At 69.4% G+C, this 17,182-nt stretch carries 17 protein-coding genes; 5 read left to right on the top strand and 12 right to left on the bottom strand.

The genetic code is table 11. The features are described from left to right. Window positions 1-74 precede the first annotated feature (74 nt). Together fbaA and ACRX5W_RS01135 are read right to left on the bottom strand one after the other, a co-directional pair. Entirely contained in the window at window positions 75-1,097 is a 1,023-nt protein-coding gene (fbaA, locus tag ACRX5W_RS01140) for a class II fructose-bisphosphate aldolase (protein ID WP_436785975.1), read from the bottom strand. 155 nt (window positions 1,098-1,252) lie between these two features. Further along, window positions 1,253-2,635: an FAD-dependent oxidoreductase gene (locus tag ACRX5W_RS01135; RefSeq protein ID WP_436785974.1), complete on the bottom strand. Its 1,383-nt coding sequence runs from the start codon at window positions 2,633-2,635 to the stop codon at window positions 1,253-1,255. Window positions 2,636-2,844: 209 nt separating this feature from the next. Here ACRX5W_RS01135 and ACRX5W_RS01130 point away from each other — a divergent pair, with 209 nt between their 5' ends. After that, a complete protein-coding gene (locus ACRX5W_RS01130) occupies window positions 2,845-3,543 on the top strand; it encodes a DedA family protein (RefSeq protein WP_436785973.1) in 699 nt (232 codons plus the stop codon). 132 nt (window positions 3,544-3,675) lie between these two features. On the opposite strand, the gene pyrE is transcribed toward ACRX5W_RS01130, so the two are convergent. From pyrE to ACRX5W_RS01110, 4 genes are all read right to left on the bottom strand, one after another. Continuing rightward, on the bottom strand, window positions 3,676-4,215 hold the full coding sequence (gene pyrE / locus ACRX5W_RS01125) for an orotate phosphoribosyltransferase (RefSeq protein WP_436785972.1): 540 nt from the start codon (window positions 4,213-4,215) through the stop codon (window positions 3,676-3,678). A 107-nt stretch (window positions 4,216-4,322) separates the two neighbouring features. Beyond that, on the bottom strand, window positions 4,323-5,018 hold the full coding sequence (locus ACRX5W_RS01120; RefSeq protein ID WP_436785971.1) for a CoxG family protein: 696 nt from the start codon (window positions 5,016-5,018) through the stop codon (window positions 4,323-4,325). Between the two features lie 137 nt (window positions 5,019-5,155). Next, window positions 5,156-6,049, bottom strand: coding sequence for a hypothetical protein (locus ACRX5W_RS01115; protein ID WP_436785970.1), 894 nt, complete (start codon window positions 6,047-6,049; stop codon window positions 5,156-5,158). Beyond that, window positions 6,046-6,546: a DUF2617 family protein gene (locus ACRX5W_RS01110; protein ID WP_436785969.1), complete on the bottom strand. Its 501-nt coding sequence runs from the start codon at window positions 6,544-6,546 to the stop codon at window positions 6,046-6,048. Before ACRX5W_RS01110 ends, ACRX5W_RS01115 begins: the two co-directional genes overlap by 4 nt. Window positions 6,547-6,819: 273 nt before the next feature. Here ACRX5W_RS01110 and ACRX5W_RS01105 point away from each other — a divergent pair, with 273 nt between their 5' ends. Continuing rightward, entirely contained in the window at window positions 6,820-7,998 is a 1,179-nt protein-coding gene (locus tag ACRX5W_RS01105; protein ID WP_436785968.1) for a pyridoxal phosphate-dependent aminotransferase, read from the top strand. A 136-nt stretch (window positions 7,999-8,134) separates the two neighbouring features. Here ACRX5W_RS01105 and ACRX5W_RS01100 read toward each other — a convergent pair whose 3' ends face one another. The 3 genes from ACRX5W_RS01100 to clpB all read right to left on the bottom strand — a co-directional run bounded on the left by ACRX5W_RS01100 (window position 8,135) and on the right by clpB (window position 12,556). Further along, window positions 8,135-8,617: a YbjN domain-containing protein gene (locus ACRX5W_RS01100; RefSeq protein ID WP_436785967.1), complete on the bottom strand. Its 483-nt coding sequence runs from the start codon at window positions 8,615-8,617 to the stop codon at window positions 8,135-8,137. Between the two features lie 103 nt (window positions 8,618-8,720). Continuing rightward, window positions 8,721-9,803, bottom strand: coding sequence for an RNA ligase (ATP) (locus ACRX5W_RS01095; protein ID WP_436785966.1), 1,083 nt, complete (start codon window positions 9,801-9,803; stop codon window positions 8,721-8,723). 125 nt (window positions 9,804-9,928) lie between these two features. Continuing rightward, entirely contained in the window at window positions 9,929-12,556 is a 2,628-nt protein-coding gene (gene clpB / locus ACRX5W_RS01090; protein WP_436785965.1) for an ATP-dependent chaperone ClpB, read from the bottom strand. 289 nt (window positions 12,557-12,845) lie between these two features. On the opposite strand from clpB, the gene ACRX5W_RS01085 reads away from it, so the two are divergent. Beyond that, window positions 12,846-13,250, top strand: a complete 405-nt coding sequence (locus tag ACRX5W_RS01085) for a pyridoxamine 5'-phosphate oxidase family protein (RefSeq protein ID WP_436786744.1) — start codon at window positions 12,846-12,848, stop codon at window positions 13,248-13,250. A gap of 30 nt (window positions 13,251-13,280) precedes the next feature. Then, window positions 13,281-14,459, top strand: a complete 1,179-nt coding sequence (locus ACRX5W_RS01080) for a protein kinase domain-containing protein (RefSeq protein ID WP_436786743.1) — start codon at window positions 13,281-13,283, stop codon at window positions 14,457-14,459. Window positions 14,460-14,478: 19 nt separating this feature from the next. On the opposite strand, the gene ACRX5W_RS01075 is transcribed toward ACRX5W_RS01080, so the two are convergent. The 3 genes from ACRX5W_RS01075 to ACRX5W_RS01065 all read right to left on the bottom strand — a co-directional run bounded on the left by ACRX5W_RS01075 (window position 14,479) and on the right by ACRX5W_RS01065 (window position 16,315). Continuing rightward, complete coding sequence (locus ACRX5W_RS01075; protein ID WP_436785964.1) at window positions 14,479-15,516, bottom strand: hypothetical protein; 1,038 nt, start codon at window positions 15,514-15,516, stop codon at window positions 14,479-14,481. A 153-nt stretch (window positions 15,517-15,669) separates the two neighbouring features. Next, window positions 15,670-16,053 carry an ATP-binding protein gene (locus ACRX5W_RS01070; protein ID WP_436785963.1) on the bottom strand — a complete coding sequence of 128 codons (384 nt, stop codon included), beginning with the start codon at window positions 16,051-16,053 and terminating at the stop codon, window positions 15,670-15,672. 13 nt (window positions 16,054-16,066) lie between these two features. Beyond that, window positions 16,067-16,315 carry a hypothetical protein gene (locus ACRX5W_RS01065; protein WP_436785962.1) on the bottom strand — a complete coding sequence of 83 codons (249 nt, stop codon included), beginning with the start codon at window positions 16,313-16,315 and terminating at the stop codon, window positions 16,067-16,069. A 114-nt stretch (window positions 16,316-16,429) separates the two neighbouring features. Here ACRX5W_RS01065 and ACRX5W_RS01060 point away from each other — a divergent pair, with 114 nt between their 5' ends. Then, window positions 16,430-17,152 carry a GntR family transcriptional regulator gene (locus ACRX5W_RS01060; RefSeq protein WP_436785961.1) on the top strand — a complete coding sequence of 241 codons (723 nt, stop codon included), beginning with the start codon at window positions 16,430-16,432 and terminating at the stop codon, window positions 17,150-17,152. Window positions 17,153-17,182: the final 30 nt, after the last annotated feature.

Here is a 17,182-nt window from a genome sequence, read left to right as displayed (position 1 = left end):
CCCGGCGCCGCGAGGACGCCGGGCCACGTCGGAACCTTTCGGCAGGCCCTTTTGGGAGGACCCGTCGATGGGCCTTACTTCAGGCGGGTGCCCGCCGACCGCAGGTCCTGGCAGGCCACGACGACGCGCTCGGCCATCGACGTCTCGGCGGCCTTGCCGTACGAACGCGGGTCGTACTGCTTCTTGTTGCCGACCTCGCCGTCGATCTTGAGCACGCCGTCGTAGTTGCGCATCATGTGGTCGACGATCGGGCGGGTGAAGGCGTACTGCGTGTCGGTGTCGACGTTCATCTTCACCACGCCGTAGTCGACCGCCTCGCGGATCTCTTCGAGCAGCGAGCCCGAACCGCCGTGGAACACCAGGTCGAACGGGCGCTCCTTGCCGTGCTTCTCGGCGACCGCGTCCTGAATCTCCTTGAGGATCGACGGGCGCAGCACCACGTTGCCCGGCTTGTAGACGCCGTGCACGTTGCCGAAGGTCGCCGCCAGCATGTAGCGGCCCTTCTCGCCGAGACCGAGGGCCTCGACGGTCTTCAGCGCGTCCTCGGGGGTGGTGTAGAGCTTGTCGTTGATCTCGTTGTCGACGCCGTCCTCCTCGCCGCCGACGACGCCGATCTCCACCTCCATGATGATGCGCGCGGCCGCGCACTTGGCGATGAGCTCCCGGGCGATGGTCAGGTTCTCGTCGAGCGGCACCGCCGAGCCGTCCCACATGTGCGACTGGAAGAGCGGGTCGAGGCCCTTCTTGACGCGCTCGGCCGAGATGTCGACGAGCGGACGCATGAAGCCGTCCAGCTTGTCCTTCGGGCAGTGGTCGGTGTGCAGGGCGATGTTGACCGAGTACTTCTCGGCGACGACCTTCGCGAACTCGGCGAACGCGACCGAACCGGTGACCATGTCCTTCACGGTGGTGCCGGAGAGGAACTCCGCGCCGCCGGTGGACACCTGGATGATGCCGTCGCTCTCCGCCTCGGCGAAGCCGCGCAGGGCGGCGTTCAGGGTCTGGGACGAGGTCACGTTGATCGCGGGGTAGGCGAACCGACCGGCCTTCGCGCGGTCGAGCATCTCGGCGTAGACCTCGGGAGTTGCGATGGGCATGCGTTTGGCTCCTCGTCAAACATGCGTGCGGCGGATATGAGGGTTTCGACACGGATGGCCGTATCACCGCTTGTCGCCCATCCTGGCAGACCGGTTGTGCGGAGACACGTTCCTCCCCCGGCCGCTGTCCACTTGAGTCGTACCCCGCGGGCCTTTCAGCTCACCGTCCCCGCGACCTTCCGCGCGGCCTTGCGCGCGGCGACGAGAATCGGGTCCCAGACCGGCGAGAACGGCGGCGCGTATCCGAGGTCGAGGGCGGTCACGTCCTCGACCGTCATGCGCGCGGTCAGCGCGACCGCGGCGACGTCGATGCGCTTGGCGGCGCCGTCGCGGCCGACGATCTGCACGCCCAGCAGCCGCCCGCTCACGCGTTCGGCGATCATCTTCACCGTCATCTTGTCCGCGCCCGGGTAGTAGCCGGCCCGCCCGGTCGATTCGATGACCGCCGTCTCGTACGCGAAGCCGGCCGCGTCGGCGTCCTTCTCGCGCAGGCCGGTGCGGCCGATCTCCAGATCGCAGACCTTGCTCACCGCGGTGCCGACCACTCCGGGGAACGTCGCGTACTCGCCGCCGATGTTCATGCCCGCCACCCGGCCCTGCTTGTTGGCGTGGGTGCCGAGCGGGATGTGCTGGAAACGCCCGGACACCAGGTTCAGCACCTCGACGCAGTCGCCGGCGGCCCAGATGCCGGCGTGCCGCTCGTCGCCGCCCCACACGCGCATCCGCAGGTCGGTGCGGAGGCCGCCGCTGTCGCCGAGCGGCAGCCCCGCGTCGCGGGCGAGTTCGGTGGCCGGGCGTACGCCGGTGCCGAGCACGACGATGTCGGCCGGGTACTCCGCGTCGGCGGTGACCACGGCCCGCACACGCCCGTCGGCGTGCGTGTCGACGCCCTGGATGTCGGCGTGCGTGACGACGTCGATGCCCAGCGCCTCCATCTGCGTGTGCACCAGGACGCCCATGTCGGGGTCGAGGGTGGACATCGGCTGCGCGCCGCGGTCGAGCACCGTCACCGCGAGGCCGCGCTGCTTCATCGCCTCGGCCATCTCGATGCCGATGTAGCCTCCGCCGACGACGACCGCCCGCGTCTGCGACGAGTCGAGCGCGTCGATCAGCGCGCGGCCGTCGTCGAGCGTCTGCACACCGAACACCCCGGGCGCGTCGATGCCCGGGACGGGCGGCCGGACCGGGGTCGCGCCCGTCGCGATGACCAACTGGTCGAACTCGATGCGGTCGCCGGCGCCGGTCGCGGTGTCGCGTACGTCGACCGCTCGCTTGTCCAGGTCGATGCCCTCGGCCTCGGTGCGCAGCCGCACGTCGAGGCCGCGCCTGCGGTGTTCCTCGGGCGTCCGGGCGACCAGCGCGTCGGGGCCGGTGACGACGCCGCCGACCCAATAGGGCACGCCGCACGCGGAGTACGAGGTATATGGGCCGCGTTCGACGACCACGATCTCCAGTTCGTCGGGCCCCCTGCGGCGCCGCGCCTGCGACGCGGCGGCGGCACCCGCCGCGTCGCCGCCGATGACCACCAGTCGTTCCATGCGCTTCAGCTCCGTAGTCCCGCTGTCACCTGCGCTCATCCTCACCCCGCGGCTCGGCCGTCGTGCCACCGGGCGGCGGTCGGGAACGCCGTACCGCAAGTGCGGGAGCGGGAGGCGGGGTTCGATACGCCGGATCCGAACGCGGATGCGAACATCCCGCTCTGCCGACCGAATTCCGCGCGCCCGCGAATTGCGGCTACCCTGCGCAGGTGGATTCCCTCGCTGTGAACGTGCTCGACGCCACGTCACTCATTTCGACATTCGGACTCATCGGCATCCTCGCGATCATCTTCGCGGAAACGGGCCTTCTCGTCGGGTTCTTCTTCCCCGGCGACTCGATGCTCTTCCTCGCCGGCGTGGCCGCCTCCAGCTCGGCCGAGAAGGTCGTCGGCACGAGCCTGCCCCTGACCTGGCTGCTCATCGGTTCGCCGCTGTGCGCGATCGCCGGTGCGCAGCTCGGCCACTTCATCGGGGCCAAGGCCGGTCCCAAAATGTTCAACAAACCGAATTCAAAGCTTTTCAAAAAAGAGTACGTCGAGAAGGCCGAGCATTACTTCGACAAGTTCGGCCCCGCCAAGGCCGTCGTGCTCGCCCGGTTCATTCCGATCGTGCGCACCTTCCTGAACCCGGTCGCGGGCGTGCTGGAGATGCCGGCGAAGAAGTTCTTCCTGTGGAACGTCGTCGGCGGCATCGTCTGGACGCTCGGCATCATCCTGGCCGGCTACTTCCTCGGCGACGCGATCGGCGACAGCATCGACAAGTACCTGCTGCCGGGCATCGCGGTCATCGTCCTGGTGTCGCTGCTGCCGATCTTCATCGAGGTCTTCCGCGAGCGGCAGGCGAAGAAGCGCGGCACCGCCGCGGTCGCCGAGACGGTCGACGAGCCGGTCGCCCAGAACAGCAACTGATCCCGGCGAACTCCGAGCACCGGCTAGGGAGTCCGCAACCCGGCACACGGCGAACGACCAGGCGCCCACGGCTTTTCGGCCGGGGCGCCTGGTCGTTCGCGATTATGCGGGGTCGTCCGGGGCCTCCTGGGCTCAGCCGAGGCCGAGGTCGGCGAGGGTGTACGCGGTGACGTAAGGCAGCCCGGCGGCCTCGATCGCCGGTGCGGCACCGCGTTCGACGATCACCGCCACGCCGACGACCTCGGCACCCGCCTCACGCAGTGCCTCGACGGCGGTGAGCACCGAACCGCCTGTGGTGGAGGTGTCCTCGACCGCGAGCACGCGTCGTCCGGCCACGTCGGGCCCTTCGATCCGGCGTTGCAGGCCGTGTGCCTTCCCGGCCTTGCGGACGACGAACGCGTCGAGCTTGCGGCCCCGGGCCGCGGCGGTGTGCAGCATCGCGGCCGCGACCGGATCGGCGCCGAGGGTGAGACCGCCGACCGCGTCGTAGTCGAGCCCGGCGGTCGCGTCGAGCATCACGGAGCCGACCAGCGGGGCCGCTTCGGCGTCCAGCGTCACGCGGCGCAGGTCGACGTAGTAGTCGGCCACCTTGCCGGACGAGAGGGTGACCCGGCCGTGCACGACGGCCTTGTCCTTGATCTGGGCGAGAAGGGCATCACGGTCGGCGCTCATGCCGGAAAGCCTAGTCCGGTGCCCGGAGCGGCCCGTCCCGCACCTTGGCCGCGGGACGGAATGTGCCCGACGAAGCTTTTCCTCCCACGGCCGTGGCCGCGGTCCGATCAGCCCTGGTCGCGCGCCTCGTGCCGGCGACGGCGGCGGGCGCGGAACGCTCGGAGGCCGCGGCCGGTGAGGATCACGCCGACGACCAATACGGCGGGCGGACCGACCTTGCGCAGGAGCGGCCGGCCGCGCACCGGCTCGGGGTCGGGGGTGGCGACGACCACCGGGCGGCCGTTCGGGGCGCTCGCCCTGCGCGCGGTGGTCCGGCGTACCGGCACGATGTCGGGCACTTCCTGGTCGCGGACGGGAGCGAGCTCCTCGGCGAGCGCGGCGGTGAATCGGTCCGCCAGGCGCCGCCAGGCGGCGGACAGTTGCTCGGACGGCAGTTCGGCGGTGCGGCCCTGCACGGTCACCGAGCCGTCGAACACCAGTCGCGTGGAAGCGCCTTCGTCATCGAGGCGGATCGTCAGCACGGCCTTGATCGGTGCCTCGCCGCGCGCCTCGGCGCCTTCGGCGGCGACCACGATCGCGAGCGGCAGATCGTCGGCCTCGGTGACGGCGATGGTGCCCTTGTACGTCACCGTCGTACCGCCCGCCCGCAGGCGCAGCCGTCCGGTGAGCTGCGGCCCCTCGCCGCCGTTGCGAGGGGGAGCGTCGTTGATGAGTCCGGGGACACACTCGGCCAAACGGGCCGGATCGTGGAACAGTCCCCACACGAGCCGGACCGGAATCGGCACCACGACCTCGTATGCCACGGCTACGCCTTCCCTCCTCCGCCTGCGGACGCCCGCGGGTTCGCCGCAACGGATCCTGTCGGCTTGGCATGCGCTTGCGCGTTACCACGGGGGCACCGCAGGCACAACTGTGCGACACCGCGCGCACCGGAGGAAGCCTACGCACCGGTCCGACAAGCGGACGAACATGTCGGCCTGTCACCTTCGCGCGTCGCCGTCGGTGGCGTTGGGCCGAACGCAGCAACCACGGCGATGACGACGAGCACGGAGGCCACCAGCAGGCACATCCGGCTGCGCGCCCGCCCGCCCAAATCCGCGCGGAAGAGCCAGAGCACGACGCATGTGCCGACCAGCGCGTTGACCGCGCCGACGACCGCGACAGTGCCGACCTCGCCGAGTGCGGGCAGCAGGAGAAAAGGGAAGAGCAGGCCGCCGCCCAGGGCGCCGACGTAGTCGGCGGCAAACAGGTCGGCGACCGCGTGCCCGGCGTCCTGCCTGCGGATGCGCTGCACGAGGGTCATCAGGAGCGGGATCTCGGCGCCGACGAGGATGCCGGTGGCGACGCAGACGGCGAGCATGCCCACGCGGTAGAGGTCGAGGTAGTGCGCCGCGGCGTACACCGCGGTCACCGACGTGCCGCCGACGGCCGCGAGCACACACTCGACGACGGCGAAGGCCTCCGCCGGCCGGTCTCCGAACGGCTTCGCGGCCAGCGCGCCGATGCCCATCGCGAAGACCATGACGGACAACACGATCGAGGTCTCGGCGACCGGGTCGGGTCCGAGCGTGCCGGCGAGGGAGACCAGGGCCAGCTCGTACACCAGTCCGCAGGCGGAGCAGACGAGCACCGCGGCAAGGACCAGCCATCGGGCGGCGGTCGGAGGGAGGGGGAGGGCGGACGGGACATGTTCGGCAGCCGGTTGATCGGCGACTCGGTGTTCTGTCGCGTGAGGCGCCGCGGCCTGGTCCGCCGGGGCTTCGCGAACGGGTGTTTCGAGGCCTGCGGCCGGCCGGGCTCCGGTGTGGGCGATGTCGGGCTCGGGCCGCTTCACGTGGCGCGGCTGCGGGTGCTCACGATCCGGCCTTCCTGCGGGTACGTGTGCCACGTCCACCAGCCGATCCCCGGACCGCAGTGCTCGGCCGTGATCGCGGTGACCGCGTTGGGCACACCGGGATAGGCGCCGACCATCCCGCCCGGATGGCTCTCGACGGAGGCGACCAGGCATCGCACGCGGGCCTCGAAACGGTCGTCCGGGAGGTATTCGACCAGCGAGGTGAACTCGTAGTCCCACCCGTCGACGCGTTGTGCGGCGCGGGCGGGCAGCGGGACTCGCGGGCCGGAGCCAAGGCATGCCACGGTCTCCGAGAACACGCCGCGCGGGGCGTGGACAAGCACTTGGTGCGACGCGCCGAGCAGGCGCAACTCCAGGCGCACGCCGTCCAGTTCGAGCGGTCGCAGGGCAAGGGGGCGTATCGGGCGCAAGCCCAGGTACCAGCCGAGGGCGTCGGCCCGGGTGTCGGTGTACGCGGTCGTCAGTTCGGCATGCATGGCGGCGAGTCGGCTTCGGCGCGGCGCGCGATATCGGCGCGTGTGTTCGCGCGGGCGGGCGGAGAGACGTGAGGGGGCGTGAAACACCCCGATGCGCGGGGTTCAATTCACGTTAAGCGCTGAGCGCTACTCCGTCGTCACCCGTGACGGTGAAAGATGTTCACTCGCCAGAGTGAATTTCCGGGTGGAGGCGGCAGGCTGTTCGAGGATCGACCCGGATACCGGTGTCGCCGGAGCTGTTGACCTCCGTCATCTGAAGAGGAAGTGGTGCCCATGGGCAGGCCCCTGCTGAACCGCCGTCTGGACGGCCTGGGCACGACGATCTTCGCCGAGATGTCGGCCCTGGCCGCGAAGACCGGTGCCATCAACCTCGGCCAGGGGTTCCCGGACACGGACGGGCCCGACGAGATCCGCGAGGCAGTCGTCGCCGCCCTGCGGGACACGGAGGCGCACTACAACCAGTACCCGCCCGGTCCCGGGCTGCCGGATCTGCGGCTGGCGATCGCCGAACACCGCGAGCGCTTCCACGGCATGCGCTACGACCCGGACACCGAGGTACTGGTCACCACCGGCGCCACCGAGGCCATCGCCGCCGCGGTGCTCGCGCTCGTCGAGCCAGGCGACGAAGTGGTGGCGCTGGAGCCCTATTACGACTCGTATGCCGCGTGCATCGCGATGGCCGGCGGAGTGCGTGTGGGCGTACCGCTGCGCCCGCCCAATTTCCGACTCGACACCGACGCGCTGCGCGCCGCCGTCACCCCGCGCACGCGCCTGATCATGCTCAACACGCCGCACAACCCGACGGGCACCGTTCTCACCCGCGACGAGCTCGCCGCGGTCGCCGAAATCGCGGTGGAGCACGACCTGTTGGTGGTCACGGACGAGGTGTACGAGCACCTGGTCTTCGACGGTGAGCACATCCCGCTCGCGTCGCTGCCGGGAATGCGCGAGCGCACGGTGACGATCAGTTCGGCGGGCAAGACGTTCTCGTTCACCGGTTGGAAGATCGGATGGGTGTGCGCGACACCGGAGTTGGTCGCGGCGGTGCGTACGACGAAGCAGTTCCTGACGTACGTCTCCGGCGGCCCGTTCCAGCCCGCGGTGGCCCGTGCGCTGCGCCTGCCCGACGCGTATTACGCGGCGTTCCGGGACGACATGCTCATCAAGCGCGATGTGCTGGTGGCGGGTCTGGAGGCGGCCGGGCTGACGGTCTACCGGCCGCAGGGCACGTACTTCATCACGACGGACATCACCCCGCTGGGCTTCGACGACGGTCTGGCCTTCTGCCGCCGGCTGCCGGAACTGTGCGGGGTGGTCGCGGTCCCGGAGATGGTCTTCTTCGACGACACCCCACAGGCGCAGAAGATCGGGCGGCCGCTGGTCCGGTTCGCGTTCTGCAAGCGCGTGGATGTGCTCGCCGAGGCCGCGAAGCGGCTCGCGACGCTGTCTTGACGGGGGGCACGAACCGCGGGTCGACGGCGCGAAAAGGGCTCGTGCGGGCTGACGCCTACGACCGCACGTCGCGGACCACGGGAGGAAACCGCCGTCTTCCGGCACGTTTCCCCCCATGGTCACGCGGGGCGCGCAGTCAGGTGGTTCCGGCGTCCGCCGGGGGGATCTGCTCGGTGAGCCAGTTCGAGAACGAGATGCACGTGCTGATCCACGCGCGGGTCGTGAACACGAACAGCTCGCGGTTGATCCCGGGCTCAAGGTCGAGCTGCGCCTCGGCGATGACGCGCAGGCGGCCGTCGTCGTGAACGTGGGTGTAGGCCTTCGGCCAGAAGTACTGCCGGTGCCAGTCGTCCAGGACCTCCAGAATGCGCAGCTTCTCGGTCACGTCGAACTCACGATCGAGGAACATCCGGACCGTGTAGATCTCGGAGCTCTCGCCCTTGAGCATGAAGTAGATGCGGAAGCCCTCCCACGGCGCACCGACATCTCCCTCTTCGTCGACGAAGTGGTTGATCTGGAGCTCGGTGAGGACTTGCTTGATCAGATCCTGCGTCGGCCGGACGACCGGCGACGCGGGAACGAAGTTCGGCCTCGGGATCGAGGACGGGTCGATGCTCATTGCTTTCCTCTCCTGACGTCTCCCCGTCATCCTCCCCCATTCGGCCGTTCCCCGGTGAGCGCGGTCACACGAGGTCACCGGGCGTTTCCGTGCCGTATGGGGATCACTCGTACTCGGTACCGCCCTTCCGGGTCAGGTAGGCGTCCGACACCAGCTTGCCGATGGCCCGCGAGCCGGTGACGTCGCTGCGGCGCTCCCTGGCAGGTCGTACGACCAGGCCCTCGCGCAGGTGGGCGGCGGTGCCCGAGACGGTTTCGCGGCCCTCGGCGAGGGCGATCAGCGTGGCTTCGTCGTACGGCCCGGCGAACAGCCGCGGCGCCGTCGGGAGGCGTACCGACAGCCCGGCGAGGACGCCTTCCAGCTCCTCGGCGTCCACCCACCGCACGGCGCCGCTCGCGTCCGAGAGCGCGACGTCGAAGACGGCGTAACCCGGCAGTTCGGCACTCGCCTTCGCGCCGTACGCGAGGTCCTGGACGCCTTGGCCGAACACCTCGCCGAAGACGCCCACCCGTTCGGCGCCGAAAATGGCCGCGAGCTTGGCGGCGGCCTCCGGCACCCGGTGGCCCAGCACCGTGCGCCAGTAGAGGTTCTTGTCGTCGCGGGCGAGCGCGAGGCCCTTCGCGCCGAAACCTTTCGACGACACGAAGTCACCGTCCGGTGTCAGCGTGTAGAGGCAGGCGGTGCCGTGGATCTTCTCGGTCGCGACCACCGGCTCACCGGCCGTGAAGAGCCCGGGATAGCGCTTGATGTTCTCGATGTCGTGCCACGGCAGCAGCCCGGCTGCCGCGACGACATTGCCGCTCATGTGCACGGGGATCGGCGGGACCCACTTCACGATGCCCAACTCGGCGGCGAAGTCCCGGCCTTCGGTATGCGCGGCGGCCAAGTCGACACCCCCGAGCGCCTCGGGACGGCACACGATGCCCTGCGACAGCTCGCCGCGCAGCCGGATCGCCTTGACGCGGTTCTTGTCCGCGCCCGCGAGCCGTCCGGTGAGCCCGAGTTCGTCGATCAGCGTGTCGGGGAGCACCGCCTGCTCGGGTATGTAGACCGCCCAATCCCCGTCCCGGTAGGCGCCTTTGGCCACGACGGCCCGGTACAGGCCGACCTGGGCAAGTTCGAGCGCGTCGGCGTTGGGGTGCGGATGGATCGTCACCCGCTCTGCGGTGACACGGAGTGTGGACATGTTCCGCAGGGTGACACCCGGACAGCCGTTCCTGCGAAAGGTTTTCGCGCGGCGGAGTCCGTTGCGTGCGCAGCCGCTTCATGCGGAAGGCCCGCCGGATGGGCGGGCCTTCCGTGCGCCCCGGGTCAAAGGGTCTTGGCCGACCCGGCGTGTGTCCTCGCCGCCTCCGGACGGACGACGAGGGTGTCGCTGATGAGATCGACGTCGACGATCACCGTGTCGCCGTCGCCGACTTCTCCGGCCAGGAGTTCGCGGGCCAGTTGGTCGCCGATCGACGTCTGGACCAGTCGGCGCAGCGGCCGGGCGCCGTACGCCGGGTCGTAGCCGGTCAGGGCCAGCCATTCGCGTGCGGCGTCGGTGACGCGGAGCGTGATGCGGCGGTCGGACAGGCGCGCGGCGAGGCGGGCGACGGCCAGGTCCACGATGTGGGCGAGTTCGTCGGTGCCCAGGGCGTCGAAGACCACGATGTCGTCGAGCCGGTTGAGGAACTCCGGCTTGAACGACATGCGGACGACGTCCATCACGCTCGCCTTCTGCTCGGCCGGCTCCAGGGTCTGGTCCACGAGGAACTGCGACCCCAGGTTGGAGGTCAGGATCAGCACGGTGTTGCGGAAGTCGACCGTGCGTCCCTGACCGTCCGTCAGGCGGCCGTCGTCCAGCACCTGGAGCAGGATGTCGAAGACCTCCGGGTGGGCCTTCTCCACCTCGTCGAGCAGGACGATCGTGTACGGGCGGCGCCGGACCGCCTCGGTGAGCTGGCCGCCCTCCTCGTAGCCGACGTACCCGGGCGGCGCACCGACCAGGCGGGCGACCGAGTGCTTCTCGGAGTACTCGCTCATGTCGATGCGGACCATCGCGCGCTCGTCGTCGAAGAGGAAGTCGGCGAGGGATTTGGCGAGTTCGGTCTTGCCGACACCGGTCGGGCCGAGGAACAGGAAGGACCCGGTCGGACGGTCGGGGTCGGCGATGCCGGACCGTGCGCGCCGCACGGCGTCGGAGACCGCGCCGACGGCTGTCTTCTGGCCGACGAGGCGCTTGCCGATCTCGTCCTCCATGCGCAGCAACTTCCCGCGCTCGCCTTCCAGAAGGCGGCCGGCGGGGATGCCGGTCCACGAGGACACGACGTCGGCGACGTCGTCCGGGCCGACTTCCTCCTTGACCATCGACGCGGTCGCGGCGGCGGTCTCGGCGTTGTTGGTCGCTTCGTCCAACTCCCGTTCGAGCGCCGGGATCTGGGCGTACATCAGCTTCGAGGCGGTCTCGAAGTCACCGTCGCGCTGGGCGCGTTCCGCCTCCCCGCGCAGGTCGTCGAGCTGCTTCTTGAGCTCACCGACCTTGTTGAGGCCGGCCTTCTCCTGCTGCCAGCGCGCCGTCAGCGCGTTCAACTGCTCCTGTCGGTCGGCGAGATCGCGCCGGATCTTGTCCAGGCGTTCCTTGCTCGCGGCGTCGGACTCCTTCGCGAGTGCCAGCTCCTCCATGTGCAACCGATCGACGGCACGCTGGAGTTCGTCGATCTCGACGGGTGAGGAGTCGATCTCCATGCGCAGCCGCGAGGCGGCCTCGTCGACGAGGTCGATCGCCTTGTCGGGCAGGAAGCGCGCGGTGATGTAGCGGTCGGAGAGCGCGGCGGCGGCAACGAGCGCGGCGTCGGCGATCTGCACCTGGTGGTGCGCCTCGTACCGGCTCTTGAGACCGCGCAGGATCGCGATCGTGTCCTCGACGCTCGGCTCGCCGACGATCACCTGCTGGAACCGCCGCTCCAACGCGGGGTCCTTCTCGATGTGCTTGCGGTACTCGTCGAGCGTCGTCGCGCCGACCAGCCGCAACTCGCCGCGCGCGAGCATGGGCTTGAGCATGTTGCCCGCGTCCATCGCCGAATCGCCCGTCGCGCCCGCGCCGACGACTGTGTGCAGTTCGTCGATGAACGTGACGATCTGGCCGTCGCTGTCCTTGATCTCGGTGAGCACCGCCTTCAGGCGCTCCTCGAACTCGCCGCGGTATTTGGCGCCCGCGACCATCGCGCCGAGGTCGAGCGCGATCAGCCGCTTGCCGCGCAGCGACTCGGGGACGTCGCCGGCCACGATGCGCCGCGCGAGCCCTTCGACGACGGCGGTCTTGCCGACTCCGGGTTCGCCGATCAGCACCGGGTTGTTCTTCGTACGCCGCGACAGCACCTGGACGACGCGACGAATCTCGGCGTCACGGCCGATCACCGGGTCCAGCTTGCCGTCCCGCGCCTCGGCGGTGAGGTCACGCCCGTACTTCTCCAGCGCCTGGTAGGTGCTCTCCGGGTCCGGCGACGTCACGCGCGCGCTGCCGCGCACCTGCGTGAACGCGTCCAGCAGCGCCTGCGGGGTCGCCCCGAGCGCTTTGAGCGCGTCGCCGATCGCACCGCCGTTCTCGGCGATACCGACGAGGAGGTGTTCGGTCGAGACGTACGCGTCCCCCAGCGCCTCCGCGCGCTCCCCCGCGTCGTTGAGCGCGGCCAGGGTCTCGCGCGCGAGTTGGGGCGCGGCGACCGTCGAGCCCTGGGCGCGCGGCAGACGGTCGAGCGTCTGCTCGGCAGCGGTTTTGACCTGCGCCGGAGCGACGCCGAGTGCGGACAGCAGGGGGATGGCCGTGCCCTCCGGCTGGTCGAGCAGGGCAAGCAGCAGATGCGCGGGCTCCACCTGGGGATGCCCGGACGCCGCCGCCTTGCGCACGGCAGTGGAGAGGCTTTCCGCAGCCTTCGTGGTGAGCTTGTTGGCATCCATGGGCGCGCCGCGACTCCTTCGCTTGATCTGTACTTGTGTGGTGCGGGTCTGGGGCTTTCGGCTTCCTTCGATGGGATTCTTTCCTGTCCCACCAGGTCAACCGCGTCTTGGTTGAGTCTATTCCACTCAACTTCATTGCGCGTACACCTGGCACTATGGCTGGCGCCCGGCTCCGGGCCCCTTGCGCATTTCGTCCCCCACAGCGCCCGCTGCCGGGCCCCCGGCTACCGTCGGCCCCGTGACAGCCACTCCCCACACCCCCGAATCCGCCGAGGGCGGCACAGGCCGCGTGACGGACCCGCTCACCGCCGCACTGGACGCCACGTACATCGCCTTCTGGCGCGAGCGCCACCTGTGCACCCTGACGACCCTGCGCCCGGACGGCACTCCCCACGTCGTCCCGGTCGGTGTCACCTTCGATCCCGCGACGCGCGTCGCCCGGGTGATCACCAGCCGCGACAGCCGCAAGGCCCGCAACATCCGCGCCGCGGGCGAGTCCGGCTCCCGCGCGGCCGTCTGCCAGATCGACGGCAAGCGCTGGGCGACTCTGGAAGGCACGGCGTACGTGCGCGATGATCCGGGTTCCGTGGCCGACGCCGAACGCCGCTACGCCGAGCGGTACCGGCCCCCGCGCCCCAACCCCGAGCGCGTCGTCATCGAGATCCACGTGGAGCGAGCGCTGGGCCGAGCCTAGGCGTGTCCGGACGCCCGGGAAGGGGGAGCCATCGCCCGCCACGAACACGCGCCTCGGCCCGAACTCCCGGAACGTTACGACCTGATCGAGCAAATCGGCATCGGCGGCAGAGGACGGGTGTGGGCGGCGGTCGACTACCTGACCATGACATCGGTCGCTGTCAAAGTGCCGCGGATCGAGAAAATCGCCGCCGTCGACCGCCGTGCTTTTGAACGGGAAGCCAAAATCGTCGCGAGCCTTCGCCACGACAACATCGTCCACGTTGTGGACGCAAATACCTCGGGCACGGAGTTCGATCCTTATCTGACAACCGAGTTGATCTACGGGGAGACTCTTGCGCACACCATGAGATGGCGCGGAGCCATGGCCGCCGGCCAGGCCGCGAGTGTGGGAGCTCAGCTCACCGACGCCTTGACGGCGGTGCACCAAGCGGGATACGCCCACAGGGACGTCAAGCCGGAGAACGCCGTGGCATCTCACGGGGACGGCGAAGTCAAGCTGATCGATTTTGGGCTTGCCGCGCCGACGAACGCGCCGGACGGACGGCCTTTCGCCGGAACAAACGGATACTACGCTCCGGAAACAGCCAAGGCTTATCTGTTGAGCGAGATCGAGGGACTTGAAGTCGGAACTCCGCTCCCTTCACCCGCATCGGACATTTACGCCGCCGGCCTGGTCGTCCACGAGATGACCACCGGAAAACATATTTTCGATGCGGGTTTGCAGGGAATTCTGCAGCAGGCGCGAGGCCAGGTGCCTCCCTTGTCGCAGATACGGTCGGACGTTCCGCGCTCACTCGACAAGCTGATCAGGCACATGACCGCGCATGACCCGAAAGACCGGCCCACGGCGGCCGAGGCCTCGGACGGGCTTCGGGAGATCGCCGCGGAGCACCGGGACGCTCGCGGGGGAACAGTCATACCGGTGCAGGGGCTTGATCGCCGCCAAGGCCCGGAGGTCGCCCTTCCGCCGACACCCGCGCAGGAGCCGCCGGCCCCCCGCGCGTCGACCGGCGGCCTGTCGCCCGTCTCCGAGGTGGAAAAGCACCGGTCCGCTCCGGCACTTCCCAACCGCGAATCCGCCGCCTCGAACCAAGTCCGGCACCAGAGCAGTCAAGGGCCGGCACGCCCTCAAAACCATGCCGCCGCGGACCCGGCGCGGAAGCAACCCGGCCAGGGGCGGGCACTCCGCAAAGAACTTGGGCCGTGACGGGCGCCGCGGGGCGGGTTTATCCGCGCGCTACCCTGACTTTTTGCAGGGCGCTCTTGTGCACGTCGTGCATGTATTCTTCCGATGAATAGGCCCACGGGAACCGGTAAAGCCGGGAGCCGGTGGCGTTGAAGGTCTCCGCCATGGCGAGCCAACTGCCGCTCTGGGCCTGGGCGTACGAGAGCATTGCGGCGTCCGCGAGGAACGTCGGGCCGCGCTCGACCGAGGAAACGGGCCACAGTTCCTGGATGGCCTGGAGGTCCGTTTGCACGCCGGCGCTGTTCCAGTATTCGGCCGGTGAGAAGTCCGGGTTCCTGTGCTGCTCGTGGAGCGCGTACTCGACGTGCGCGTGCAGCATGATCAGCACGAGGGGCGAACCCTTCGGGGCACTCGCGGCAGCCCGGGCGGCGAAGGCGAACATGTCCTGGTGCGAACCGTGCCACTTCTCGCACAGGTATTGCAGCGCCTGGTCGTGGCCGTACCGGTGGTAAGGCGCACGCGCGGCCAACTGCTCCCAGAGCCAGTCGAAGTCCTGCCGGGGCCGGGCCAGGCCCCGGGCGACGGTGACCCAGGTCATCCACGGCGTCGGGTCCTCGTTGTTCGCCGTGACGGCTTCACGGCAGGCGTCGTCGGCCTGGCCCAGCAGTTTGTGGAAGGCCTGGACGGCCGATTGGTCCGTCTGGTCGGCGCGCGCGGCGCCCCGTGCGGCCCAGGCGGCCATGACCAGGGACTGCGCCCGGACGACGAGGAAGTCCGGCGAGTCCGGCGCGGCGTGCTGCCACGCGAAGAACCAGCCCGGATGGTCCTGTGCGACCGTGCCCAGCGCACAAGCGGCGATCGCACGCTTGTCCCAATCCCCGCCGATGCTGCGCATCAGCTCCGCCGCCGGCTGCCACTTGCCGGTCGCGATGGCGGTGTCCCGCGCCTGCGCGATGTCCGCGTGGCCCAGCGCCTCGTCCGTCACACGAACCGGCACGGGTGGTTCGGCCGGGGAGACAGCGGACGATGAATTTGAGGAAACGGCCTGACCGCGCCGTAACCGACCGAAGAGTGCCATGGGCCTGAGCCTATTGAGCGCAGTTACCGACCGCTACGGGGCAGTTGGCGAGAAAACGGACAGAATTCGTCGGGCTGACCTTCCCTTGTGAGGGTGATCACGGCCCGGCGCCGGCCTGACGCGGTACGGCAGGCCCATCCTGGGGGACGGCGACTATGCGGTTTCAAACTCGGCGTACACGACTTTGCCGAGCCCGGGCGCGCGTTCGTATGACCCCCACCGATCGGAGATCTGCCGAAGAAGGAGGAGTCCCCGCCCGGACGCGTCGAACTCTGCGGGTGTGCGAGGGGAAACCGGACGGGATGCCCCATCGTGCACTTCGAGGCGGAGCTGTTGGCGTCGGAGCCAGAGGAAGAGGGCGAGGAGATCGGAGTCGGCGTGGAGGAGGACGTTGGTGACGAGTTCGGAGGTGGAAAGGACGGCGTCGTCACGTCGGCCGCGCACGCCCCAAGCGTCGAGCGCGTCGGAGACGAGCCCGCGGGCCTGGCGGACGACGGAGGGCTGAGGGTTGATGAAGATGCGGGCGAGTTCGGGCATTGAAGTTCCTTTGTCAGTTTTCGATTTCGATCCACAGCTGCGGTGGCACACCAGGCAGACCCGACAGAGACAAGCCCACCCTTTTCGCGCGCAAGGCCAGTTGCGCGACCTGCCGCGACTGCTCGGCGTCCAGTTGGCGCCGCAGTTCGACGGCGATGCGTACGACGCCTTCGCCCTGAGGCTCGGCGCACGCACGACGGCCCGTGATCAGTTCGAGTGCGCGGGCCATGGCTGCGCTTTCGCCATCAGAGCGATCACTCATCTCACTCCATGGGTTCGGTAAGACACGGAGCGTTTAGCTAGGCCCTAGCTTGGCACCTAGGGCCTAGGATTGCAAGCGGCAGGTACCGAACTGGCAGCAGGAGGACCTTTGCGCGTGCCCAAGTGGCGCGACATCGCCGACGCCATCCGCGCCGACCTCGACAACGGGCTCTGGGAAGCGGGCGAACGACTGCCCGGTCGAGCCGAGTTGGCCGAGCGCTACGGGACCTCGATCGACATGATCCGTGCGGCCCAAGAGCACCTGATCCGCGAAGGCCTCCTTGAAGGGCGTCCCGGATCGGGCACGTACGTACGCGGCGGCAGCGCGCAGTTCATCCAACTGCGGGCGCTCGACGGCCAGTCCGCGATTGTGCTGCCAGACGGCATGACACGCGAAGGCGAGAGCGAGAGCACCACCGCGACCGCCCACATCGCACACCGCCTGGAGGTCGCAGTCGGTGCCCCCGTCATGCACACACGCCACGAATACATGATCGACAAGCGCCCGGCCATGCTCCTGAACTCCTGGGAGCCCCTTGCCATCACCGCAGGCACATCCGTCGTCCTGCCGGACCTGGGCCCGCTCGCAGGCCGTGGAGTCGTCGAGCGCATGGCGGCGATCGGCATCACCATCACGCGCGTTTCGGAACGCCTCACCAAACGCATCGCCTCCAGCCCCGAAACCGAGGCCCTCGGCCTCCCTGCCGAGACGCATCTCCTCACCATCCGCCGCACCCACTACGACGCCAACAACCGTCCCGTCGAAACGGCCGACATCCTCGTCCCCGCCGACCGGTGGGAGATCGGCTACGAACTCCCCGTCAGCCACGCCGACTGACGTCCCGTCCGGGGCGCTTTGTGGACCGCG

Source organism: Yinghuangia sp. YIM S10712, assembly GCF_051388935.1.
GTDB lineage: Bacteria > Actinomycetota > Actinomycetes > Streptomycetales > Streptomycetaceae > Yinghuangia.
The sequence above is the reverse complement of the archived record's forward strand: the minus strand, read 5'-3'. Positions and strand labels throughout refer to the sequence as shown.

Excerpts from the sequence above, each read along its gene's own strand:
- fbaA (WP_436785975.1), bottom strand. The coding sequence starts at position 1,097 with ATGCCCATCGCAACTCCCGAGGTCTACGCCGAGATGCTCGACCGCGCG.
- ACRX5W_RS01135 (WP_436785974.1), bottom strand. The coding sequence starts at position 2,635 with ATGGAACGACTGGTGGTCATCGGCGGCGACGCGGCGGGTGCCGCCGCC.
- pyrE (WP_436785972.1), bottom strand. The coding sequence starts at position 4,215 with ATGAGCGCCGACCGTGATGCCCTTCTCGCCCAGATCAAGGACAAGGCC.
- ACRX5W_RS01110 (WP_436785969.1), bottom strand. The coding sequence starts at position 6,546 with ATGCATGCCGAACTGACGACCGCGTACACCGACACCCGGGCCGACGCC.
- ACRX5W_RS01105 (WP_436785968.1), top strand. The coding sequence starts at position 6,820 with ATGGGCAGGCCCCTGCTGAACCGCCGTCTGGACGGCCTGGGCACGACG.
- ACRX5W_RS01100 (WP_436785967.1), bottom strand. The coding sequence starts at position 8,617 with ATGAGCATCGACCCGTCCTCGATCCCGAGGCCGAACTTCGTTCCCGCG.
- ACRX5W_RS01095 (WP_436785966.1), bottom strand. The coding sequence starts at position 9,803 with ATGTCCACACTCCGTGTCACCGCAGAGCGGGTGACGATCCATCCGCAC.
- clpB (WP_436785965.1), bottom strand. The coding sequence starts at position 12,556 with ATGGATGCCAACAAGCTCACCACGAAGGCTGCGGAAAGCCTCTCCACT.
- ACRX5W_RS01075 (WP_436785964.1), bottom strand. The coding sequence starts at position 15,516 with ATGGCACTCTTCGGTCGGTTACGGCGCGGTCAGGCCGTTTCCTCAAAT.
- ACRX5W_RS01070 (WP_436785963.1), bottom strand. The coding sequence starts at position 16,053 with ATGCCCGAACTCGCCCGCATCTTCATCAACCCTCAGCCCTCCGTCGTC.
- ACRX5W_RS01065 (WP_436785962.1), bottom strand. The coding sequence starts at position 16,315 with ATGAGTGATCGCTCTGATGGCGAAAGCGCAGCCATGGCCCGCGCACTC.